The 20872-nt window shown below is 67.1% G+C and carries 26 protein-coding genes and 1 pseudogene; 13 read left to right on the top strand and 14 right to left on the bottom strand.

Annotated elements, in window-relative coordinates; genetic code table 11:
- Positions 1–4: 4 nt before the first annotated feature.
- A complete protein-coding gene (locus tag LL236_RS01835) occupies positions 5–1189 on the bottom strand; it encodes a MarP family serine protease (protein WP_228177083.1) in 1185 nt (394 codons plus the stop codon).
- A gap of 101 nt (positions 1190–1290) precedes the next feature.
- On the opposite strand from LL236_RS01835, the gene LL236_RS01830 reads away from it, so the two are divergent.
- The 6 genes from LL236_RS01830 to LL236_RS01805 are packed head-to-tail and all read left to right on the top strand — an operon-like array spanning position 1291 to position 7876.
- Complete coding sequence (locus LL236_RS01830; protein ID WP_228177082.1) at positions 1291–2076, top strand: NUDIX hydrolase; 786 nt, start codon at positions 1291–1293, stop codon at positions 2074–2076.
- Complete coding sequence (gene nadA / locus LL236_RS01825) at positions 2073–3422, top strand: quinolinate synthase NadA (RefSeq protein ID WP_228177081.1); 1350 nt, start codon at positions 2073–2075, stop codon at positions 3420–3422. Before LL236_RS01830 ends, nadA begins: the two co-directional genes overlap by 4 nt.
- Positions 3419–4978, top strand: coding sequence for an L-aspartate oxidase (gene nadB, locus LL236_RS01820; RefSeq protein WP_228177080.1), 1560 nt, complete (start codon positions 3419–3421; stop codon positions 4976–4978). The genes nadA and nadB overlap by 4 nt, the downstream gene beginning before the upstream one ends.
- Positions 4978–5847, top strand: a complete 870-nt coding sequence (gene nadC / locus LL236_RS01815; protein ID WP_228177079.1) for a carboxylating nicotinate-nucleotide diphosphorylase — start codon at positions 4978–4980, stop codon at positions 5845–5847. Before nadB ends, nadC begins: the two co-directional genes overlap by 1 nt.
- Positions 5844–6986, top strand: a complete 1143-nt coding sequence (locus LL236_RS01810) for a cysteine desulfurase family protein (protein ID WP_228177078.1) — start codon at positions 5844–5846, stop codon at positions 6984–6986. The genes nadC and LL236_RS01810 overlap by 4 nt, the downstream gene beginning before the upstream one ends.
- The gene (locus LL236_RS01805; protein WP_228177077.1) at positions 6983–7876 is read left to right on the top strand and encodes a glycosyltransferase family 2 protein; all 894 of its coding nucleotides are present in this window, start codon (positions 6983–6985) and stop codon (positions 7874–7876) included. The genes LL236_RS01810 and LL236_RS01805 overlap by 4 nt, the downstream gene beginning before the upstream one ends.
- 34 nt (positions 7877–7910) lie before the next feature.
- Here the strand turns inward: LL236_RS01805 and LL236_RS01800 are convergent, their stop codons facing one another.
- A complete protein-coding gene (locus LL236_RS01800) occupies positions 7911–8555 on the bottom strand; it encodes a DUF2461 domain-containing protein (protein WP_228177076.1) in 645 nt (214 codons plus the stop codon).
- Positions 8556–8599: 44 nt separating this feature from the next.
- Between LL236_RS01800 and LL236_RS01795 the strand changes: the two genes are divergently transcribed.
- The 3 genes from LL236_RS01795 to LL236_RS01785 all read left to right on the top strand — a co-directional run bounded on the left by LL236_RS01795 (position 8600) and on the right by LL236_RS01785 (position 10899).
- A complete protein-coding gene (locus tag LL236_RS01795) occupies positions 8600–8809 on the top strand; it encodes a hypothetical protein (protein WP_228177075.1) in 210 nt (69 codons plus the stop codon).
- Between the two features lie 165 nt (positions 8810–8974).
- Entirely contained in the window at positions 8975–10519 is a 1545-nt protein-coding gene (locus tag LL236_RS01790) for a DHA2 family efflux MFS transporter permease subunit (protein WP_228177074.1), read from the top strand.
- Positions 10520–10614: 95 nt separating this feature from the next.
- Complete coding sequence (locus LL236_RS01785; protein ID WP_228177073.1) at positions 10615–10899, top strand: DJ-1/PfpI family protein; 285 nt, start codon at positions 10615–10617, stop codon at positions 10897–10899.
- Positions 10900–10920: 21 nt separating this feature from the next.
- Here LL236_RS01785 and LL236_RS01780 read toward each other — a convergent pair whose 3' ends face one another.
- The 5 genes and pseudogenes from LL236_RS01780 to LL236_RS01760 form a co-directional block, all read right to left on the bottom strand.
- The gene (locus LL236_RS01780) at positions 10921–11154 is read right to left on the bottom strand and encodes a hypothetical protein (protein WP_228177072.1); all 234 of its coding nucleotides are present in this window, start codon (positions 11152–11154) and stop codon (positions 10921–10923) included.
- Between the two features lie 14 nt (positions 11155–11168).
- A complete protein-coding gene (locus tag LL236_RS01775) occupies positions 11169–11423 on the bottom strand; it encodes a hypothetical protein (protein ID WP_228177071.1) in 255 nt (84 codons plus the stop codon).
- On the bottom strand, positions 11410–11745 hold the full coding sequence (locus LL236_RS01770) for a DUF7882 family protein (RefSeq protein ID WP_228177070.1): 336 nt from the start codon (positions 11743–11745) through the stop codon (positions 11410–11412). The genes LL236_RS01775 and LL236_RS01770 overlap by 14 nt, the downstream gene beginning before the upstream one ends.
- 260 nt (positions 11746–12005) lie before the next feature.
- Positions 12006–12575, bottom strand: coding sequence for a hypothetical protein (locus LL236_RS01765; RefSeq protein WP_228177069.1), 570 nt, complete (start codon positions 12573–12575; stop codon positions 12006–12008).
- Positions 12576–12819: 244 nt separating this feature from the next.
- A pseudogene (locus LL236_RS01760) lies at positions 12820–13702 on the bottom strand (IS5 family transposase); the annotation flags it as partial.
- 359 nt (positions 13703–14061) lie between these two features.
- Between LL236_RS01760 and LL236_RS01755 the strand changes: the two are divergent.
- The 3 genes from LL236_RS01755 to LL236_RS01745 all read left to right on the top strand — a co-directional run bounded on the left by LL236_RS01755 (position 14062) and on the right by LL236_RS01745 (position 15556).
- Positions 14062–14247 (top strand): hypothetical protein, encoded by a 186-nt coding sequence (locus LL236_RS01755; RefSeq protein WP_228177068.1) that lies wholly within the window; start codon positions 14062–14064, stop codon positions 14245–14247.
- Between the two features lie 71 nt (positions 14248–14318).
- Positions 14319–15209, top strand: coding sequence for an SDR family oxidoreductase (locus LL236_RS01750; protein WP_228177067.1), 891 nt, complete (start codon positions 14319–14321; stop codon positions 15207–15209).
- 80 nt (positions 15210–15289) lie between these two features.
- On the top strand, positions 15290–15556 hold the full coding sequence (locus tag LL236_RS01745) for a DUF7218 family protein (RefSeq protein WP_228177066.1): 267 nt from the start codon (positions 15290–15292) through the stop codon (positions 15554–15556).
- Here the strand turns inward: LL236_RS01745 and LL236_RS01740 are convergent.
- The 7 genes from LL236_RS01740 to ychF all read right to left on the bottom strand — a co-directional run bounded on the left by LL236_RS01740 (position 15531) and on the right by ychF (position 20157).
- Complete coding sequence (locus tag LL236_RS01740) at positions 15531–15692, bottom strand: hypothetical protein (protein WP_228177065.1); 162 nt, start codon at positions 15690–15692, stop codon at positions 15531–15533. The two genes, LL236_RS01745 and LL236_RS01740, sit on opposite strands and share 26 nt — an antisense overlap.
- 37 nt (positions 15693–15729) lie before the next feature.
- The gene (locus LL236_RS01735; protein WP_228177064.1) at positions 15730–16047 is read right to left on the bottom strand and encodes a hypothetical protein; all 318 of its coding nucleotides are present in this window, start codon (positions 16045–16047) and stop codon (positions 15730–15732) included.
- 63 nt (positions 16048–16110) lie between these two features.
- Entirely contained in the window at positions 16111–16455 is a 345-nt protein-coding gene (locus LL236_RS01730; protein ID WP_228177063.1) for a flavodoxin family protein, read from the bottom strand.
- 76 nt (positions 16456–16531) lie between these two features.
- On the bottom strand, positions 16532–17362 hold the full coding sequence (locus LL236_RS01725; protein ID WP_228177062.1) for an oxidoreductase: 831 nt from the start codon (positions 17360–17362) through the stop codon (positions 16532–16534).
- A gap of 41 nt (positions 17363–17403) precedes the next feature.
- Entirely contained in the window at positions 17404–18081 is a 678-nt protein-coding gene (locus LL236_RS01720; RefSeq protein WP_228177061.1) for an alpha/beta fold hydrolase, read from the bottom strand.
- Positions 18082–18239: 158 nt separating this feature from the next.
- Positions 18240–18926 carry a hypothetical protein gene (locus tag LL236_RS01715; RefSeq protein ID WP_228177060.1) on the bottom strand — a complete coding sequence of 229 codons (687 nt, stop codon included), beginning with the start codon at positions 18924–18926 and terminating at the stop codon, positions 18240–18242.
- A gap of 157 nt (positions 18927–19083) precedes the next feature.
- Positions 19084–20157 carry a redox-regulated ATPase YchF gene (ychF, locus tag LL236_RS01710; protein WP_228177059.1) on the bottom strand — a complete coding sequence of 358 codons (1074 nt, stop codon included), beginning with the start codon at positions 20155–20157 and terminating at the stop codon, positions 19084–19086.
- Positions 20158–20240: 83 nt separating this feature from the next.
- On the opposite strand from ychF, the gene LL236_RS01705 reads away from it, so the two are divergent.
- Positions 20241–20840, top strand: a complete 600-nt coding sequence (locus LL236_RS01705) for a 3'-5' exonuclease (protein WP_228177058.1) — start codon at positions 20241–20243, stop codon at positions 20838–20840.
- Positions 20841–20872: the final 32 nt, after the last annotated feature.

Genomic DNA, 20872 nt, shown 5'->3' with positions numbered 1-20872 from the left:
CGCGTCAGGGCGTGCAGGATCCCGTCGAAACCGGCTCCACGAGAGCGCTCGCTTGCTCCGCCAACGGCGCGAGGACTCCCGAGGTCACCGCATAGCCGACATCCGTCCCGTCGTCGGCGCGAGCGAACACGACACCCGCAGCGTCGCCGCCGGCGGTGAGCACCGGACCGCCGGAGTTGCCTGGAGCGACCCGAGCATCGAGCGCGTAGATCTCGCGACTCACCGACCCGCTGTCGTAGATGTCAGGCACCTGCGCGGTTCCCACCGACCGCACTGACGCCTGCCCGAGCGTGAACGGGCCGCCATAGGGGTAGCCGGCAACCGCCGCGGTATCTCCTGACCGCAGCGTCGGCACGACCGGCAGTGCCGCAACGTCCTCGGTTTCGACCGCGATGAGGGCGAGATCCTGGTCGGGGTCGAACCAGACCACCAGGCCCGTCTGCGCGATGCGCCCCGGCAGTTCGACCACGATCTGCTCCATCCCGGCGACGACGTGCGCGTTGGTCACCACGCGGTCATCCGCGACGACGAAACCCGACCCTGTCATGCCGCGCGCGCACGAGAACGCGGTTCCCGAAATCCGGGCAACCGACTGCGCGGCAACGCTCAGGGCTGGGTCATCGAGCGCGACCGGCGGGGCTGTCGGTGCTGTGGCGGGCAGATCCAGCAGCGTCCCCACCCGAGGCAAAGCGTCGACGAAGACCGCCTGCCGCAGCTGCGCGAGGGCCGCGCTCACGGGTGCCGGGGTCAGCGCATCGATCGTGGCGAGGACGCGCGACGACGAGGTGGCTGCCGACACCAGCGGAACGCCGGAGACCGCGGCGCTCTGGGCCACCAGCGACAGCGAGAGCGCGGTGGCGACGACCGCGACTGCCCCACCCAGCAGGCGGTCGATCACGTGGAGGCGCAGCTTCTCGGCTCCGCGCCGCAGGACGCTGCCAATCGCGCCGCCAGCTATTGCACCGCCCACGAGCAGGGCGACAACGCCGGCGATCAGCACCGGCCCGCGCCAATCCGACCCGGGCAGCAGCGGCGCGACGATCGGCAGGAGCCACCAGACCGCCACGCCGCCAACGGCGAGGCCGACCGCCGATCCGAGGATCGCGAGGACGCCGCTGCCGATCCCCCACGCGAGCGCGCCGAGCAGCAGGATCACGACGAGAACGTCGGTGAGGATGCCGAGGACCACGCATCCAGTCTGTCGACCAACCTGGGGGTTTTCTTCCAACCCGACCGAGTTGCGGTTCTGGTCACTCTGACTCTAAGATCGAACCCGTAGTTAGAGTCACCATGACACAAACCAGTCTCGCTCCCGATATCTCACGCGCCGCATCCACCGATGCCATCCGCGTCGCGGTGTCGACCGTCATTTTCACGGTGCGCCGCGACCCCGGCGATGGGTCGGGACGCCTCATGATGCCGCTCGTGCGTCGCACCCGCGGACCCTATGAATGCCTGTGGGCCTTGCCCGGTGGATGGCTGGATGCCGGAGAGGGCCTGGATGCCGCGGCATCACGTACCCTCGCCGAGACAACGGGCCTGACGCCGAGCTATCTGGAGCAGCTCTACGCGTTCGGAGACGTCGATCGCTCCCCCACGCGCGTCGTGTCGATCGTCTATTGGGCACTCCTGCGGGCCGACGACGTGGACGCCCAGCGCGCTGCCCATGAGGCAGCCGGTGATGCGCCCGAGAACGTCGCCTGGTTCGACGCGAACGCGCCTGGCACGCTCGCCTTCGATCACAACGAGATCGTGTCGTATGCCCTGTGGCGGCTGCGTAACAAGGTCGGCTACAGCCGCATCGCGCACGGCCTGCTCTCGGACCTGTTCACACTGGCCGACCTTCGCGAGGTCTACGAGGCGATCCTCGATCGGCGTCTCGATCCCGCGAACTTCCGACGTCAGGTCGAGAACTCCGGGAACCTCATCCCCACCGACCGGTTCCGCACCGGCAGCCATCGTCCCGCCCGCCTGTACCGCTACAACCAGGATGTCGAACTTGCCGATCGGGGCCCGCTGAGCGCCGCCCGGCCCGGTGGCATCCACCCCTCCTCGCCCGAATCGAGCACCTCATGACAGCTGTCAACATCGCCCTGACGCCGCGCCGCATCGACCCGTCCGTCGACCACGAGATCCACGGCATCGTCTCGGGGTCGCTGCAGGGCGAGACCTGCAACACCGACCTCGTCGAGGCTCCCTGGCTCTTCGACACGGTTCCGGGCTATGGACCCGGAGCGTCGGAGGGCGATGTCATCCCGACCGGCGCACCGCGCCAGGGTGAGCTGCCGCGGGAATACCGCGAGGCCACGGAGGCCGAGCTCGACGCACGGATCATTGCCGCCAAGCAGACCCTCGGCGAGCGCGTCGTCGTGCTCGGGCACTTCTACCAGCGCGAAGAGGTCGTGCGACACGCCGACTACGTGGGCGACTCGTTCCAGCTCGCCAATGCTGCCAAAGCGCGAACGGATGCCGAGGCCATCGTGTTCTGCGGCGTGCACTTCATGGCCGAGACCGCAGACCTGCTCTCCGGACCCGAGCAGGCGGTCATCCTGCCGAACCTCGCTGCCGGATGCTCGATGGCCGACATGGCCTCGATTGACGAGGTCGAGCAGGCGTGGGAGGAGCTCGCCGACATCTACGGCGATCTCGATACACCGGACGCCGAGGGCCTGCTCCCGGTGATCCCGGTGACCTATATGAACTCCTCGGCAGCGATCAAGGGGTTCGTCGGGCGGCACCACGGCATCGTGTGCACGTCCTCGAACGCCCGGACCGTGCTGGAGTGGGCCTTCGAGCGGGGCCGCCGCGTGCTGTTCTTCCCCGACCAGCACCTCGGGCGCAACACCGCGAAGGCGATGGGAGTGCCGCTCGAGCAGATGCCGATGTGGAACCCCCGCAAGCCCCTGGGCGGCAACGACGACACGACCCTGGATGCCGCGCGCGTCATCCTGTGGCACGGGTTCTGCTCGGTCCACCGTCGGTTCTCGGTCTCCCAGATCGACAAGGCCCGCGCCGAGCACCCTGGCGTCCGTGTCATCGTGCACCCGGAGTGCCCGATGGAGGTCGTCGACGCCGCCGACGAGGCGGGCTCGACCGACTACATCCGTAAGGCCATCGAGGCGGCGACCGAACCGACGACGTTCGCGATCGGCACCGAGGTCAACCTCGTTCAACGCCTCGCGGCCGAGCATCCTCAGCACGAGATCTTCTGCCTCGACCCCGTCGTGTGCCCCTGCTCGACGATGTACCGCATCCATCCCGGCTACCTCGCGTGGGTGCTGGAGTCGCTCGTCGCCGGCGAGGTCGTCAACCGCATCACGGTTCCGACCGACGTCGCAGACCCCGCGCGGGTCGCCCTGGAACGGATGCTGGCAGCCAAGCCCCCGGCAGCCCCGGCTGCAGCCTGGGAGCAGGCATCATGACATCCGCGCCGCGGGTGATCGTCGTCGGCAGCGGCATCGCAGGCTTGACCGTCGCCCTCCACGCGGCGGCGAGCGGCTGCCGCGTGACAGTCGTCACCAAAGACGTTCTGGAGCACGCCAACACGCGCTACGCGCAGGGCGGGATCGCGGGAGTCATGTTCGCCGATGACCGCGTCGAAGACCACATCCACGACACGCTCGTCGCCGGGGCGGGGCTCGGCGACGAGGCAGCGGTGCGGGTACTTGCGACGGAGGGCCCGGAGCGGATCCGGGAGCTTGTCGCGCTCGGGGTCGCGTTCGATCGCGACGAACACGGTGAGTTCCGCAAGGGTCTCGAGGCAGCACACTCCTACCCCCGCATCCTGCACTCGGGCGGCGACGCGACCGGAACCGAGATCGAGCGCGCTCTGGTCGCCGCCGTGCGCGCGACCGCTGCGACGGTTATCGAGCACGCGTTCCTGGTCGATCTCGTGGTCGAGGTGGGGCGGGTGTGCGGCATCCGGATTCTGCGCGACGCCCGCGACGGTCACGCCGGAACGCCCGACGAGCTGCGGGCCGATGCCGTCGTCTTGGCCACCGGGGGCATCGGCGAGCTGTTCGCACACTCGACCAATCCCGCTGTGGCCACCGGAGACGGGATCGCTGCGGCGATTCGGGCAGGAGCCGCTGTTGCTGACCTCGAGTTCGTGCAGTTCCACCCGACGGTGCTCGCAGCCGGTGACGCCTTCCTCGTCTCCGAGGCGGTGCGCGGCGAGGGCGCCACACTCATCGATGAGGACGGCCACCGGTTCGTCTTCGACGATCACCCCGACGGTGAGCTCGCGCCGCGCGATGTCGTCGCCCGCGCGATAGCCCGCGTCATGCGGCAGCAGGACGGACGCCCCGTGCTGCTGGATGCCACGGCCATCCCCGCGACGGATGCCGATGCCCGCGCCGCCTGGCTGCGCGAGCGATTCCCCACGATTGACAACGCCATGCGCGAGCGCGGCCTGGATTGGGCGCGCGTTCCCGTGCCGGTCACCCCGGCGGCCCACTACCTCATGGGTGGAATCGTGACCGACCTCGAGGGCCGCTCCTCGCTTCCCGGACTCTATGCGGTCGGAGAGACCGCCCGCACCGGCGTCCACGGGGCGAACCGGCTCGCGTCGAACTCGCTCCTGGAGGGCGCTGTGTTCGGCGCGCGCGCCGGGGATGCGATCGCGACGGATGCCGCATCCGGCCTGTGGCCCGCCGAAGCCCGCGACGGCATCAGCCCCGTTCCCTCCGGGGGCGTGACGGGAAGCCCGGTAGCCCCGGCGCTAACCTTCTCTCGCGCTGCCCTGCAGGACCTGATGTGGGAGAACGCGTCGCTGGTGCGAGACGAAGAGGGCCTCACCCACGCCGCAAGCGTGCTCGCGAACTGGAGAGCGCAGGCACGCTCCCCAAGGACCGAACGCGAGTACGAGGACGAGAACCTGCTGCTGGTTGCCCAGCACGTCGTCGCCGCCGCCCGCGCGCGGCGGGCCTCGGCCGGTGCCCACTTCCGGCGCGACGCCGAGCTCGCGGTGGTGCGCTGATGCTGGCCCGTGCCGAGATCGACCGGGTAGTGTCGGCGGCGCTGGCCGAAGACGCGCCGTGGGGGGATGTGACTGCCGAGGCCTTCGTCCCGGCATCCGCCCGCGCCCGCGCCGAGCTCGTCGCGAGGGAGCCCGGGACCTTTAGCGGCGGAGCGGTGTTCGCGGCAGCCTTCGCGCTGACGGATACCGCGATCTCTGTGGCGCTTCATCGAGCTGACGGCGAGGCGTTCACGGCCGGCGACGTGCTCGCGACCGTCGAGGGTCCCGCCCGCGGCGTTCTCACCGCCGAGCGCGTCGCCCTCAACTTCACGCAGCGGATGTCGGGAATCGCCACTCTCACGTCTCGCTACGTCGAGGCTGTCGCGGGAACTGGCGCTCGGATCGCCGACACCCGCAAGACGACACCCGGCCTGCGCGCATTCGAGCGCCACGCGGTGCGCAGCGGCGGCGGCCACAACCATCGGCACTCCCTCTCCGACGCCGTGATGGTCAAAGACAACCACCTCGCGGTCCTGGCAGCTTCGGGCGCCTCCACCACCGAGGCGCTCCGCGCCGGAAAGTCGAGCCTTCCCCACACCATGCGCGTCGAGGTGGAGGTCGACCGTGTCGAGCAGATCCCCTCGGTTCTTGCGGCCGGGATCGACATCATCATGCTCGACAACTTCTCGCTCGATGAGCTTCGGGCGGGAGTCGAGCTGATCGCAGGCCGGGCCGTCGTGGAGGCATCCGGCGGTGTCTCCCTCGAGACTGTCGGGGCGATCGCAGCCACGGGGGTCGATGTGGTCTCGGTCGGAGCCCTGACGCACTCGGCCCCCGCGGTCGATCTGGGCCTGGACATCAGTATCGAGTCGGGCGCCGGCGGGTCGTGAGCGTCAGCTATCTCGACAACGCCGCGACCACACCGGTGCGCCGCGAGGTGCTGGAGGCGATGACTCCGTACCTCACGTCGCACTTCGGCAATCCGTCGAGCCACCACACCATCGGCGAGCAGGCAGCTGGCGCACTCGCCGATGCCCGAATACGGGTCGCCGCCATCCTCGGCATGCGGCCCACCGACGTGATCTTCACCTCGGGTGCGACCGAGGCGAACAATCTTGCGCTCAAGGGCGTTGCGATAGCCGCGCAGCAGCGACGCGGCGCCCGGCACGTGGTGACTACCCCGATCGAGCATGAATCGGTGCTCGGATCCGTCGACTACCTGACGCGCATCCACGGGTTCGATGCGACTCTCGTGCCGGTTGACACGACGGGGCTCGTTGACCCGCATGCCGTCGCCGCTGCCATCCGCGATGACACCGCGATCGTCAGCGTCGGCTACGCCAATAATGAGATCGGCACGGTTCAGGATGTCGCCGGTCTGGTTACCGCCGTCGCCGGGCGGGTACCCCTGCACCTGGATGCCGTCCAGGCCGCCGGTTGGCTACCGCTGAACGGCCTGGGCGCCGACGCGCTCTCGGTTGCCGGCCACAAGATCGGCGCTCCCAAAGGGATCGGTGCGCTCGGCATCCGGTCGCGCATTCCGCTCGAGCCCGTGCTGCACGGCGGCGGACAGGAGCGGGAGCGGCGCAGCGGCACAGAGAACGTCGCAGGCGCCGTCGGGCTCGCGCGCGCGCTCGAACTCGCCGAGGCCGAGCGCACCGACGCTGCGGTGCGAGTAGCTGCGATGCGCGACGACCTCATCGCGGGCGTGCTCCAACGCGTGCCGATCGCGCGGCTCACCGGGCATCCGACGCACCGCCTTCCTGGCACGGCGAGTTTCACCTTCGCGGGTGTGAACGGCGAGACCGTGCTGCTCGAACTCGACCGGCACGGGATCATCACCTCCAGCGGCTCGGCGTGCGCGGCAGGGAGCGAGGAAGCCTCACACGTCCTGCTCGCTCTCGGTATCGATCACGACGAGGCCCGCACCGCCGTCCGTGTCACACTCGGCCACAGCACCACCGGCTCGGTGGCGCCGATCGTCGACGCCATCGAGGCTGCCGTTGCCGCCGTAGGATCCGGGGTATGACCGACCCGGCGATCACCGTCATCGTTCCGGGTCTGGATGTCGCACCCTACGTGCCCGCGGCGCTCGATTCTCTCCGAAACCAGACCCGCGGCGACTGGTGCGCGATCCTCATCGACGACGGTTCGACGGATGAGACCGGCGATCTCTTCGAGCGCGCAGCCGCGCGCGATGAGCGGTTCCGCGCCCTGCGGCTGCCTCGTACGCGGGGACTGGGGGCGGCCAGGAACGCCGGACTTGAGCTCGTCACCACACCCTTCGTGGGGTTCTTGGACGCCGATGACGAGTTCACACCGCGTGCGCTCGAACGCATGGTCGGTACGCTCGAACACACCGGAAGCGACTTTGTGATCGGCGCCTACACGCGGCTGCGACCGCAGCCCGACGGCACCTATCTCGATGGGCCGGTTCAGCCGTGGGTTGCCGCGGCGACATCACCCGAGCGACACCGCGTGACGTTGGACGAGCATCCGGCGGCGACGGGGAGCATCGTGGCGTGGGCGAAGGTGAGTCGGGCCCGCGTGTGGGACGAGCTCCGCTTCCCTGAGGGTCGGCTGTACGAGGATCAGGTCGTCGCGCAGCGGATGCTCGTGTCGGCGTCAGTCTTCGACACGATCCCCGACGTCGTCGTGCGGTGGCGAATGCGCCCGGACGGATCCTCGATCACGCAGCGCGAGTCCGAGCTCGGTGTGCTGCGGGACTGCCTCGAGGCGATGAGCGAAGGACTCGACGTTCTCCGCGGTCACTCCGAGGCTCGGCAGGCCCGCGTTGATCTCATCAAAGAAATGGACGTGCCACGTCTACGCACAATCGCTGACAGTCACCCCGACCTTCGCTATCGCGAAGCGTTAGACGCCTTCGAGGGCCGCTTGGACGGCGGCCGCGACAGCTGACGCCTAGCAGCGCGAGGAGGGTGTCCAGCTGCCGTCATCGGGCTTCGGGGTCTGTCGCGATATTCGCGTGCAACCAGTCGCACCACACTGACACGACGTGCCAGGCTGCACGGATCTCGTCGAGAGCACCAGGCGTCCACATCCAGTCGTCGGGCGGCTCTTCTCGCCCGACCGCCAGGTGGCGAAGGCGGAGGAGGTCGATGCGGGGATGGTCGGTGGGAAACCCTCGAGGCGCCGTGCGGAGCGCGTCATCTCGCATCGGCTCGAAGCCGCCAGCGCTGACCTCGGCGAGGGTGGCCTCGAGGTCTGGCGCTGTCCGGGCATCGTCCACGAGCGACCGGAACGCCGCCAGCTGCGCAGGGGACGGCTGGTACATCCCGCCGCCGATGAGCAGCCCGGATGCCGAGAGCTGGAGGTAATGGGCGGCTGAAGCGCGCGTAACCAGGCCGATCTGGAGCTTGTAGGGCGACTTGTCGGCGCTGAAGCGCACATCACGGTACGGGCGGAAGATCTTCACCGGTCCGAACTCCGGTTCGAGTTCGGCGGCCAGCGCCTCGAAGGGAGCGGCGACGCGGTCGGTGAAGCGCGACTTCTGGCTCTGCCACCACTCTCTGGTGTTGTTGACAGCCAACTCATCGAAGAAGGCCGGGGCATCGGGATTCAGGCCATCAAACCTCACGCCTGGAGCATAACGCCGGGCGGTGACACCGGTAGGCTGTGACCATGACTGCGAACGATGGCGCCGGTGCTGGACACGAAGACCTGGGCGCGCTTCGCAAGGAAATCGACGACCTGAAGTCGATCCCGGAGGAGCAGCTCATCTCTCCGGCACCGGCCGATCTTCTCGAGGAAGAGCCCACGCCGCATCCGACGAACGCGATCGGGTCCGAGCAGTGGGACAAGTCGGTGGACGAAGAGACCCTCGACGACTGAGCCCAGCCGCTTCCGGAAGCACGAACTTCCACCCCTCGGGAATCGAATGCCGGTTCCCGCCGTTATCGTGAACGTCGCCACCACGCGTGGCTCTCGTGCGCCCATTCTCGGCGTCCCCTCCCCTTCGACTCCGACGACATGCGCCCTGATAGTGAGGACCCGCCCGTGGCAGCGATCAACGCGAACCCGCAGACCGGCTCGATCCCGGTCGTCCCTGCCGGCCCCGATTCCGCAACGCCGGTCCCGGGGCTGAACCTTCGCCCCGAAGAGAGCCGGATCATCTGGCTCCTCCTGTCTGCGGCTTTCGTCGCGATCCTCAACGAGACGACGATGGGCGTCGCGATCCCCCACCTCATCGTCGACCTCGGCATCACCGCGGTCGCCGCCCAGTGGCTGACGACGGCGTTCATGCTCACGATGGCCGTCGTGATCCCGATCAGCGGCTTCCTCCTCCAGCGCTTCACGACCCGGCAGGTGTTCCTGGCGGCGATGACTCTCTTCTCGACCGGCACCGCTGTCGCTTTCATCGCGCCCGGCTTCGAGATCCTTCTCGTCGCGCGCGTCATTCAGGCATCGGGCACCGCGATCATGATGCCGCTGCTCATGACAACGCTCATGACCATCGTGCCGCCGCACGCGCGCGGTCGGATGATGGGGCGCGTCAGCATCGTCATCGCGCTCGCGCCGGCGATCGGCCCGTCGCTGTCGGGACTCATTCTCGATTCCCTCGGATGGCACTGGATCTTCGGTATCGTCCTGCCGATTGCGATCGCCGCACTCGTTGCCGGCGCAATTTGGATTCGCAATCTCGGGGAAACCACCCGTGCACCGATTGACGTGCTGTCGGTGATCCTGTCGGCGTTCGGGTTCGGCGGACTCGTCTACGGGCTCAGCCAGATCGGCGGCGCCGCAAGTCACGGCGGGTCGCAGACTGACGCCGCGGCCGAAGCCGGCTCCACGATGACCCTCGTGATCGCGATCGCCGTCGGCGTCGTCGCCCTCGCGCTGTTCGTGTGGCGCCAGCTTGTGCTGCAACGCAAGGATGACGCGCTCATGGACCTGCGCGTGTTCCGGTCACTCAACTTTTCCCTGTCGATCGCTCAGATGGGCGTCCTCTCGATGGCGTTCTTCGGTGCCATCACGGTCCTCCCCCTCTACCTCAGTCAGGCGGTGGGTGCGACGGCGCTCGAAAGTGGCCTCCTGCTGCTGCCGGGTTCGCTCGCCATGGGTTTTGCCGGTCCGATCGTGGGCCGCATTTACGACACGTCAGGAACCCGCGTGCTGTTGGTTCCCGGTGCGGTACTCGCGGTCGCGGCGCTGTGGGCCTACGCAACCTACGGGGCTGACACCTCTATCTGGGTCATTCTCGTCACGCAGATCGTGCTGTCGCTGGGTCTCGCGCTCTCGTTCACGCCGCTGTTCACGGCCTCTCTCGCCTCGCTGCAGCCTCGGTTCTACTCGTACGGATCAGCGGTCCTTGGAACCGTGCAGCAGGTGGCGGGAGCCGCGGGCGTGGCCGTCATGGTCACGACGATGTCGGCAATCGCCGCCTCCGCCGTCGAAGCGGGTCTCCCGGCCAACGAGGCAGCAGCGGCTGGGGCACGAGGAGCCTTCCTGGTCTCGGCTATCGTTGCGCTGCCGATCCTCGTCGGGGCCTTCATCATCCGTAAACCCGCTGACCAGCCCGAGGGTGCCATTCCCGCGCACTGATCCCTAGCGAGCGAGTCTCCCAGGTGCAAGCCCCTGCCCCTGCGGGCAGGGGCCTCGTACCGTCTCTGTACGCACACAGACAAGGGAGGATCACTATGTCGCATCTCACGGGCAAGACCGTCGCATTCCTGGTCACGGATGGCTTCGAAGACAGCGAACTGACCTCGCCCTGGGAGGCCGTGACCTCGCACGGAGCACAAGCCCGCCTCGTCTCCCCCGCAGGTGACAGCGTCACGGGCAAGAACGGTCACCAGCAGAGCGTGGACATCGATAGCTCCGTCGCCGACGCTGCCGAGTTCGACGTCGATGTGACGCGGTGCGCTCCTCGTTCCGCGGCATGTCGGAGTAGGTCGCGCTCTACGTGCACTCAAGCACGCTGACCGCGTTCATCGCGGGCCCTTTTAGCCGGGACCTGCCAGAAAGGGCATCTCTGTGCCGCGCTCGGCAATGATCCGGTTCAGGTGCGCGTAGAGAAGCGCCAGTCCCGGAACCGTGCCGAGGTGACCCAGCGGCCGGGGTTTGATGTCGTCAGGCTCGAGTGGTCGCCGCAGCAGTGCGTTGTCGCGGAGATAGATCTGCCCGGCGCTCAGATAGGTCGCTGCTCGCCACCGCGCGTCGACGCGTGGTGGCAGCATCCGCGTGGGCGAAGTCAGTGATCGCCGTGAGAGCTCCACTGACCGTCACCGGCAACCTCGACGTCATCTTCGGGAACGGGAATGAGCGCGATCGGCACGCCCGGGGCAAGCAGCAGATACGCTTCGCGGCGCATGCCTTCGCCGTCATTCACGCGAAGCCAACTGGGTCCATCCGTCGTCCCATCGACGACCTCTTGGCGCACCTCCTCGAACTCTCGGCCTCCGACGCTGTAGAGCTCGCCACCATAGACGATGTCAATGCGCTTCATGGTTCCCTCCGGGCACAGGATCGCCTTCCTTCGGTTCTGGCACCACGTAAAGGCCGGACGGGGAGTTCGCCGTGTACGCGAGGGCTTCGACCCACGCCATGTTGAGCTGCGGACGACGACCACCGTAGAACTTGTAGACGAGCGAGCATCGCGGGTGCACCCAGACCGTGGTGCGGCCATCACCAATGCTCGCGTCATCCTTCCACGTGAAGTGAAAGGCTTCGTTGCGCCTCAGCTTCGTCCCGATGACCACTTGGAGATGCGCCAGCGTGCGGTCGTCGAAATCGACTTTCACGTTTCCGTCGTAAATGAACTTTCCCATTCCGCTCTTTCTCCCCTGTGTGGATGCTGCCCGAATCATCGGGACATCCCGTGGTGCGGATCACCTGACCCTCGCACGCCCGACCCGCGAGCGCCAAGGTATTGACCAGAACCCCTCGCACCCGGTATCGCACTGATCGACCATTTTTTCGCGCAGACGATGGCACACTCCTGGCCAGCGCGCAACCCCCGACTCGCTTCACAGACCCCGGCGTACCGTCACGGTAGGGGAGGTCTCTCGTCCAATTCTAGGTCGTGTTGCTAAACCTCCTCCGGCTGCTTCTCATGCCATGCGCGGACGTGGTGGATGAGGGCGGACTTCGGGTACGCGCCGCCGCGTGGTCCGATCTCGAAGAGGTCGATCATGAGTATGAGTGGGTAATCGGGGGCCTGCGCGATGCGCCGCACGACATCGCCTTCGCATCCGATCACGGTCTCACCGTCACCCCAGATGACGGTCCAGGTATGCGGAGAGGATGCGTTCACAGGGATCGCGACCTCGGTCATGTCGGTGGAGAGATGCGGGTCGTGGTGCGCTTTGATGCCGGTGCGGGCCACGGTGATCTCTCCGACGGTGTTCGCGTCGATCTCGAAGACGCAGATCTCGCCGGACTCTGCAGGAGACCTGTGTTCGGTTCCGACGAGCCAAGCGGCAACCATGCAGTTGACGTCTCGACTCGCGGAGAGGGTGATCTCGACGCGCCCACGCGAGGGTGCGAATAAGAGGTTCTGGGGGGTCTCAGTACGGACATCAAGATCGACGCGGTGACGATGAGTTCCGAGCGCGGAGCCGATCGGTCCTGAGTAGACGCCGGTTTGCAGGTTTGACACCCGCAGCGGAGCATCTTCCGGGCGCCAATCAGGCTGGTCTGCGTCGATGCGCAACTCGACTCCTACGGGTGTGAGCGCGTAGTGGGCGCGGGCTCGCTCCGGGGTCGTCCAATGCGGCAGATAGCCTGCAACCCAATGCTGCGTGCTCAGCCCGGAGCTGAAGTCGTCATCGATGTCCGGTTCACGGTTCGGCGCGGCGGGAAGGCTCCTCGGGAAGGACGGCATGAGAAATTGTCGCACGCGAGCCCAACCAGTGGAGTGTCGCGGCGAGGCAGAGTCCGGCGTGGTAGTTGCGGGCGGTCTTGTCTGAGCGCAACGCGATCCCGCGCCACTGCTTGAGCTTGTTGAAGCAACGCTCGACGACATTGCGGCCGCGGTAGCGGGTTCGTTGCTGGTCGCCGAAGTCGATCGGTCGGCCGCGCCGCTTGCGGCGATGTGCGATCTGATCGTCACGTTCGGGAATCGTCGCGGCGATCCGGCGCTCGCGCAGCCACGCCCTGTTCGCCTTCGACGGGTAGCCCTTGTCCGCGAGCACCCGGTCCGGCCGAGACCGTGGCCTGCCCCTCGCACCCGGAACGCGGATCTCGCTCAGCGTCGCGGTCAGCATGCTGGTATCCGCAGCTTGCCCGGGCGTGAGGATGAACGCGAGAGCACGTCCCTTCCCGTCGCAGACCAGGTGGTTCTTCGTCGTTAGCCCGCCGCGGGAGCGGCCGATCGCATGATCGGGCGGCTCGTCACCGAACTTCTTGTAGTTCGACAGAGCCCCCTGTGGCGCGGGGAAGTGTCGCGCCGTGCTGATGCACGCGCACGATCGTGGAGTCGATCGACACGACCCAATCCAGGTCACCAGACTGCTGCGCAAGCGACTGCACCTCCACCAGCACCCGCGCCCAGACGCCCTGCTCGGCCCACCGGTTGAAGTTCTTATAGAGCGTGTTCCAGTTCCCGAACCGCTCGGGCACGTCGCGCCACGGCGCGCCGGTCCGGAACCGCCACGCCGTCGCCTCGACTACTGTTCGCCGATCCACCGGAGGCCGCCCCGTCGACTTCGCAGTCGGGAACAGCGGCCCGATCACAGCCCACGCGTCATCAGAGATCACATCACGCGACACACCCTCAAGACTCAGCCACGCAGCACTCAAGGGTTTAGCAACACGCCCTAGTGGAGCAACGTGGGGAGCACAGGTGGCGCGGGCTGTCGAATGCGGCGCCGCAAGGACCTTCGTCGACGACAGGAAACGAAACAGATGGTGATTCACGCCGCCGATCTCGGCATCCATCTGGACCGGGGAACGGGACAAGCTATGTTCCGATGGCTGGTCGCGAGCATGCTCTTCGGGTGGCCCGTGCAGCAGTCCGTGGGAGCTGACGCCTATCGCGCGCTGATCGATCGCGGACTGACCAGCCCCCGAAGTACGCCGAACTCGAGCGCGAAGAGCTGCGCGCCATCCTCGACGACGCGCACTACGCGCGGATCGACTACATCATGACCGATGAGCTGCACGAGGTGATGGCGCGCATCGTTGATGAGTACGGGACAGTGTCGAAAATGGTGCGCACCAGCAGCGACCGCGACGAACTCACGCGGCGGCTCACGGCGATGAAGGGCATAGGGCCCAAGACCGCGGAGATCTTCCTTCGTGATCTGCCGGAGCACGTGCTGCCCCGGTAGGGCCGTACTCTCGCCTGGACGGATGGTCAAGTCCCTCGGGCGCCCGCGGGTGTCCGCCTTATCGTCGCCGCATGACTTCGCACGACGCATCCCAGGATCCGCGGACCGCACACACCAGCGACGATTTCCCCGAGCAGGAACAGCAGCAGCCGGGGCTCGAGACCGAGATGACTCCGACGCCTGACCATGGCGAGGATTCATACGTCGGGCACGGCCGACTCGCCGGGCGGCGGGCACTGATCACCGGCGGCGACTCGGGCATCGGTCGGGCGGTCGCGATCGCCTTCGCCCGCGAGGGCGCGGATGTCGCCATCGCGTCGCTGCCGGAAGAGCACGGGGATGCCGAGAAGACCGTCGCGCTCGTTCGCGACGCGGGAGTCCGCGCTGCGTCGTTCAGCGGTGACGTCCGCGACGAGGGATTCGCCGAGAAGATTGTCGCCGACACGGTAGCCGAGTTCGGTGGGATCGACATCCTGGTCCTGAACGCCGCTTACCAGCGCGACCGCGACAGTCTTGCCGAGCTCGAAACCGCCGAATTCGATCGGACGTTCCGCACGAACCTGTACGGCCTGATCTTCTCGGCGCGCGCCGCCATGGAGCACCTGGATGCCGGTTCGGCCATCATCGTGACGTCATCGATTCAGGCATTCGACCCCTCGCCGGGCCTGCTTGATTACGCGATGACGAAGGCGGCGCAGGTTGCTTTCGTGCGCGCCATGGCGCAGGACCTCGGTCCCCGCGGCATCCGGGTCAACGCCGTGGCCCCCGGTCCCATCTGGACCCCGCTCATCCCCGCGACGGACTTTGATGAGGAAAAGCTCACGACCTTCGGCAGCGACACCCCGCTCGGGCGCGCCGGCCAGCCCGCGGAACTTGCGGGCATGTACGTCTATCTCGCAAGCGACGAGGCCTCATACGTTTCGGGCGGCGTCTTCCCGGTCACGGGAGGACGTGCGCTCTAGCGCACGACCCGCACCCATCGGCCATCGGCCATCCGTGGCCCCTCAGCCACCGACAGAGCCACCGACAGAAAAGAGAAACCATGCCTGGACGCCGGAACTCGAGCCTGAAGGACCCGGAGCTGTACGAGGAACTGCGCGATGACGGCGCGTCGAAAGAGAAGGCGGCCCGCATCTCGAATGCGGCAGCCAATCGAGGACGCTCGAACGTCGGACGCAAGGGCGGCGAATCGGGCAGCTACGAGGACTGGACCGTTGACGAGCTCAAGAAGCGCGCGAAGGAACTGGGACTGAGCGGCTATTCGTCGATGCGCAAGAAGGAACTCATCGACGCCCTGCGGGACCACTGAGGTTCGGCACGACCTTCACGACCGCGCCCAGCACGGCGGCAAGCAGCGAGACGAGTTCTGTCACGAGGATGCCCAGCACCGTGGTGATCGCGGCGATCACTGCTGCCCAGATTCCGGCGGTTCGCAGAGCTTTCATGGGCCAACAGTAACGCTCGCGAGCATGCCTCGCAGGTCTACAGCTCGAGGGGCCATGGCTCATCGGGGGCCCCGCCACGCACTCCCTCAAGCTGTCGAGTGCGCCGTTCAATCTCTTCGAGCGCATCCTGATCGGGCTCGATCGTGATGCCGCCTGCGACGGATTCGACGACGAACGCGGCGGCTTCATTGAGAAGCAGTGTGACCGTGACCGGGTTGCCCTCCGCGCTCACGGCAGGAACGGTGACAGCATCCGCGGAGCGGTGCTCGCTGAGCACGCGGGCGTAATCGATCAGGGCATCGGCAGTGTCGTCGTGCATGAAGAGCGACCTACCGGCATAGTGCACTTGCTTCATGCCGCGAACGTACCTTCTGTGGATTGCGAGGTACGAGGCCGTTGACAAGTGCAGTCTCTAGTCCTAGGACATTAGGGCGCAGGATAAGGAGTCGCACGAAGCACTCGAGCGAGGTGAGCGGCGTTCAATGCCACTGGAGAGATGTCCGACCCAGGTCGGAGTCGCGAAGACGAGGATGTCGGAATCCAGGATCTGCTGACGGACCTTCGGCCACTGGTCGCCGTCACCCATGTCGGCTTCGACGCCGGGACGGATGTCGAGATCGACCACCCTCACCGTGCTGTTGGAAGCGCCGTGCTGCGTCAGGGAGTCGAGCACGATGTCGGTGAGGTCTTGAGTGCTGGACTCGGCGGGCGACGGCTTGAGCGTGCAGTTGAGCGCGATCGCGCGCAGGGGTGTCTCAGTCATGGCGCCAGTCAATCGGTCACCGCGAGCCCCGTCGCGGGCCTTGACATCCGACGAGCGCGGAGACCGGGCGCCTGGTCTACATGGCCAGACGCCTGAGGATCAGGTCCATGATCCGATCAGGGAGCAGGCGACGTGCGGCGACGACGATCTTCGCTGACGCCGGAGTCGCGTATCGGGTCTTCGGCCGCCGCGCTGTCGCCGCGCGCACGATTGTGGCCGCGACATCCTCGGGAGTCCCGGATGCCGGCGAGTCGTCGACGCGCTCGTAGTTGCGGACGAGGGCTCGGGCCTGCTCGGCATACGGACCGGCTCCCGAGTACTCCTTGGCGCTCCGGCGCGAGATCGAGTTCCACTCGGTTCGGATCGGCCCCGGCTGGATGATGACCACGTCGATCCCGTGGGGGGCCAGTTCGATCCGCAGTGAGTCCGAGAGCCCTTCGACCGCGAACTTCGTGGCGTGATACCAGGAGCCGATCGGTTCGTAGATGCGCCCGCCGATGGATGAGACGTTGATGATACGGCCGCGCCCGAGAGCCCGCATCGTCGGGATCACGAGCTGACTGAGCCGCGCCAGCCCGAAGACGTTGACCTCGAACTGGCGGCGGGCCTCGTCGATGGGCACGTCCTCGAGTGCGCCGTACGACCCGTAACCAGCGTTGTTGACGAGCACGTCCAAACGCCGCTGCTCACGGATGATGCGGTCAACGCCAGCGCGCAGGGATGCGTCATCCGTGACATCCATCGCGATCACCTGGCATCCGGCTGCCTCGAGCTCCTGCATCCGGTCTACCCGCCTCGCTGCGCCGTAAACGATCCAGCCGCGCGCAGCGAGCGCGAGTGCCGTGGCGTGGCCGATCCCTGAGGAAGCGCCGGTGATGAGGACGACGGGGCGTGGTTTCGGGCTCATTCCCTTAGTTCATCACGCCCCGTGGCGGTCAGCTCCGGATGTCAGTCCCAGTCGAGGTAATCCTCGATGGGCCAGGCGGTTTCCCCGACATGGGTCAGCGGGAACAGGTCACGGGCTCCCTCGATCGTGACGACGCTGATCCGCTCGGGAGCGCGCGCTGCGAGAGCCTCGCCGTTCGCCGGCGCTGCCACCTCATCGTCGGCTCCCTGGATGATCAGGATGGGGATACCCGGCGGGATCTCGAGCGGGCCGACCTCAGGCGTCGCGGCGCGAGCAGCGCGCTGCATGGCGACGAGCTCGGACTTACGGGCGTTCTCCGGCACCTCGGATGCAGCGGATGCCGCGGCATCCTCGGTCCCCTCGACGCCGAGAAGCAGGAGTCCGCCGAACCGCCCGGGGTGGTCGATGGAAGCGATGCGCGCCACCGAGCCGCCAAAGCCGTGTCCACCGACCCAGGGGAACGCAAGGTCGAGGTGATCCATCACGTCGATGACGTCCTCGGCAAGATCGTGCATCGTCGGTTCGGCCCCAGACTGCGGGAGACGGCTGCCGATCCGCACGACGTGGAAGTCCTCCTCGGCGAGCGCTTCGGCAAGTGGCCCGAGGTAGCCGATGTTCAATCCCTGGCCGGGCACCAGCACGAGAGACGGGCCGTTGCGGCGGTCCTCGGCGTACGGGATCGCTCGCCCATCGGGTTCGAACGTCTCGATGTCAGCCATGTCGTCTCCGTCCTCTCGAAGCCAGCGCCTCATGACCCAACCGGGACAGAGCGCGTAAGCGTGATCACCCTGGACGACCCTAACCGAACGAGGGTGCGGACAATCCGTTCCCGACGGCTCACCCAGTCCACTGGCGTCGTCTCCACCGAGGCGCGAGGTCAGGAGAAGAGTTGGCGCAGCGCGTCGAGGTCACCGGCGTCCACGACCTCTTGGACCGCGTCGATGGTGGTCTGGTTCGCAAACATCGGCTTGAGCGTGTCGTTCCAGATTGACCGCACGGTGTCCACGTCCCCAGTGTCAACTGCCGCGCCCGCGGACTCGATTGCCTGCTGGTAAGGAATCTGCTCGAACCCCGCAGGCGCGTCACCTGGGGCGTAGTAGGGAACCCAGGGAATGGCCGGGTCGGGGGTGAGCCAGAGCACATGACCCGGATGAATCACACGCACGTGGTTCATCTGAGCCAGGTTTGGGTACGCGCAGAGCCGTTCAGCGATCACGGACTCGACGTCACCGGACGCAACTGTATAGGCCACAGGAGCACCGTCATCATCGACTGTGACCTCGCCTTGCGCGAACTCTCGTGCGCCCAGATCACGAAGGCTCCCGCGCCGCTCCCAGTACAAACCGTCGGATTCGCTCACGACCTGGGATAGGCCGGCGCAGGAGTCCGGATCTGTCGCTTCCGTCGCAGACGAAGCCTCGGAGATCGGCGTAGCGACAGCCGTGGGGACGGGAGCGCCGAGTGTCTGGACGGACTCCGGCGCCGTCACGGTACACCCAGCGAACGCGGTCGCGGCCACCAGAAACACCACGAGCGTGAGAGATGGCCTGGCTCCAACCGACATGAATCTCCTCAACGGATGTCCGTCCAGTTTGTCGAGGTCCAGCGACTATCTCTAGTCGACGAGGCACTGCCTGGTTCTCATTACCACTCCCGCCGGTCCATGGACGCCCGGAGCATCGGGGGCGGCCGACAGCGCGCCGCAAGCCGCGGCCGGCGATTCAGTTGTTGAAGCGGAACTCCACCACGTCGCCGTCCTGCATGACGTAGTCCTTGCCCTCAAGCCGCGCCTTGCCGCGCGAACGAGCCTCGAGCACCGACCCCGCGTCGACGAGATCGTCGAACGAAATGACCTCGGCCTTGATGAAGCCCTTCTCGAAGTCGGTGTGGATGACCCCGGCGGCCTGGGGCGCCTTCCAGCCCTTACCGATCGTCCACGCACGGGCCTCCTTCGGCCCGGCGGTGAGGTAGGTCTGCAGGCCCAGCGTGTCGAATCCGATACGGGCGAGCTGGTCGAGACCCGACTCCTCCTGTCCGGTCGACGCCAGGAGTTCCGCGGCATCCTCAGGATCGAGGTCGATGAGTTCGGACTCGATCTTTGCGTCGAGGAACACTGCCTGCGCGGGGGCGACGAGCGCCGCGAGGTTCGCCTTGGCGCCCGCATCCGTCAGCACCGACTCGTCGACGTTGAACACGAAGATGAAGGGCTTTGCGGTCAGCAGACCGAGCTCGCGGATCGGAGCGAGGTCGATTCCGGATGCCGACAACAGCTTCCCGCGCTCGAGCGCGTCCTTCGCGGCGAGCGCGGTCTCGAGCACGACCGGGTCGAGCTTCTTGCCCTTGACCTCTTTCTCGTACCGCGTGATCGCCTTCTCGAGCGTCTGCAGGTCGGCGAGCTGGAGCTCGGCGTTGATCGTCTCCATGTCGTTCTTCGGGTCGACGGCGCCGTCGACGTGCACGACATCCGAGTCGGCGAAACCGCGCACGACCTGGGCGATGGCGTCGGCTTCGCGGATGTTGGCGAGGAACTGGTTGCCCAGGCCCTCCCCCTCGGACGCGCCACGGACGATGCCGGCGATGTCGACGAACGAGACGCTGGCCGGAAGGATCCGCTCGGAGCCGAAGATCTCCGCGAGGGTGTTCAAGCGCGGATCGGGGAGGTTCACGACGCCGACATTCGGTTCGATCGTCGCGAACGGATAGTTCGCGGCGAGCACCTGGTTCTTCGTGAGGGCGTTGAAGAGGGTCGACTTGCCGACATTCGGGAGTCCGACGATTCCGATGGTAAGAGCCACGGGGGTCCAGTCTACGGGGGCGGCACGCCCTCGCTCCGGCGCGCCTCGGGGGCGATGTCGGATGGGCAGGCGATGCTGAAGCCGTGTCACTGGATTTCACCGCTATCGACTTCGAAACGGCGAATTCCAGCAATGCCTCAGCGTGTGCCGTCGGCCTTGCCCGCGTGCGGGGTGGCGAGATCGTCGCAACCGCGGGCTGGCTCATCCGCCCTCCGTTCCCCCACGACCGCTTCTTCGAGATCAACACCCGCATCCACGGGATCCGCGAACAGGACGTCGTAGACGCACCGACCTGGGCTGAGCAGCTCCCGGACCTGTGCGCGTTCATCGGTGATGACGTCGCGATCGCCCACAACGCCGGGTTCGACATGAGCGTCATCCGCCGTGCCTGCGAGGCAACGGGAACTGCCTGCCCCGACCTGACCTATGCGTGCACCGTGCAGGTCTCCCGCCGTACCTATGACATCCCGTCGCACCGCCTCCCCGCCTCGGCAGCCGCCGCCGGATACGCGGGCTTCGTGCACCACGAGGCTGTCGCGGATGCCGTGGCCTGTGCGCACATCGCGATCGATGCTGCGCGCCGCGCCGCCGCACCCGACATCACGTCACTCGCCGAAGCACTCGGGGTGCGGCTCGGGCGTCTCGAGGGCTTCGCCGCAGCAGCCGAGACGATCTTCGCTTGACGCGCCACGTCCTCTGCCCTGCCTCTGGCCCG

The organism is Microbacterium schleiferi (assembly GCF_020781975.1).
Lineage (GTDB): Bacteria > Actinomycetota > Actinomycetes > Actinomycetales > Microbacteriaceae > Microbacterium.
This window is presented reverse-complemented; position numbering and strand designations above follow the sequence as displayed.

Excerpts from the sequence above, each read along its gene's own strand:
- LL236_RS01750 (WP_228177067.1), top strand. The coding sequence starts at position 14,319 with ATGACTTCGCACGACGCATCCCAGGATCCGCGGACCGCACACACCAGC.
- LL236_RS01715 (WP_228177060.1), bottom strand. The coding sequence starts at position 18,926 with ATGTCGGTTGGAGCCAGGCCATCTCTCACGCTCGTGGTGTTTCTGGTG.
- LL236_RS01745 (WP_228177066.1), top strand. The coding sequence starts at position 15,290 with ATGCCTGGACGCCGGAACTCGAGCCTGAAGGACCCGGAGCTGTACGAG.
- LL236_RS01720 (WP_228177061.1), bottom strand. The coding sequence starts at position 18,081 with ATGGCTGACATCGAGACGTTCGAACCCGATGGGCGAGCGATCCCGTAC.
- nadB (WP_228177080.1), top strand. The coding sequence starts at position 3,419 with ATGACATCCGCGCCGCGGGTGATCGTCGTCGGCAGCGGCATCGCAGGC.
- LL236_RS01755 (WP_228177068.1), top strand. The coding sequence starts at position 14,062 with ATGACCGATGAGCTGCACGAGGTGATGGCGCGCATCGTTGATGAGTAC.
- LL236_RS01725 (WP_228177062.1), bottom strand. The coding sequence starts at position 17,362 with ATGAGCCCGAAACCACGCCCCGTCGTCCTCATCACCGGCGCTTCCTCA.
- LL236_RS01775 (WP_228177071.1), bottom strand. The coding sequence starts at position 11,423 with ATGAAGCGCATTGACATCGTCTATGGTGGCGAGCTCTACAGCGTCGGA.
- LL236_RS01805 (WP_228177077.1), top strand. The coding sequence starts at position 6,983 with ATGACCGACCCGGCGATCACCGTCATCGTTCCGGGTCTGGATGTCGCA.
- LL236_RS01830 (WP_228177082.1), top strand. The coding sequence starts at position 1,291 with ATGACACAAACCAGTCTCGCTCCCGATATCTCACGCGCCGCATCCACC.
- nadA (WP_228177081.1), top strand. The coding sequence starts at position 2,073 with ATGACAGCTGTCAACATCGCCCTGACGCCGCGCCGCATCGACCCGTCC.
- LL236_RS01735 (WP_228177064.1), bottom strand. The coding sequence starts at position 16,047 with ATGAAGCAAGTGCACTATGCCGGTAGGTCGCTCTTCATGCACGACGAC.
- LL236_RS01785 (WP_228177073.1), top strand. The coding sequence starts at position 10,615 with ATGTCGCATCTCACGGGCAAGACCGTCGCATTCCTGGTCACGGATGGC.
- LL236_RS01780 (WP_228177072.1), bottom strand. The coding sequence starts at position 11,154 with ATGCTGCCACCACGCGTCGACGCGCGGTGGCGAGCAGCGACCTATCTG.
- LL236_RS01740 (WP_228177065.1), bottom strand. The coding sequence starts at position 15,692 with ATGAAAGCTCTGCGAACCGCCGGAATCTGGGCAGCAGTGATCGCCGCG.
- LL236_RS01730 (WP_228177063.1), bottom strand. The coding sequence starts at position 16,455 with ATGACTGAGACACCCCTGCGCGCGATCGCGCTCAACTGCACGCTCAAG.
- LL236_RS01770 (WP_228177070.1), bottom strand. The coding sequence starts at position 11,745 with ATGGGAAAGTTCATTTACGACGGAAACGTGAAAGTCGATTTCGACGAC.
- nadC (WP_228177079.1), top strand. The coding sequence starts at position 4,978 with ATGCTGGCCCGTGCCGAGATCGACCGGGTAGTGTCGGCGGCGCTGGCC.
- LL236_RS01795 (WP_228177075.1), top strand. The coding sequence starts at position 8,600 with ATGACTGCGAACGATGGCGCCGGTGCTGGACACGAAGACCTGGGCGCG.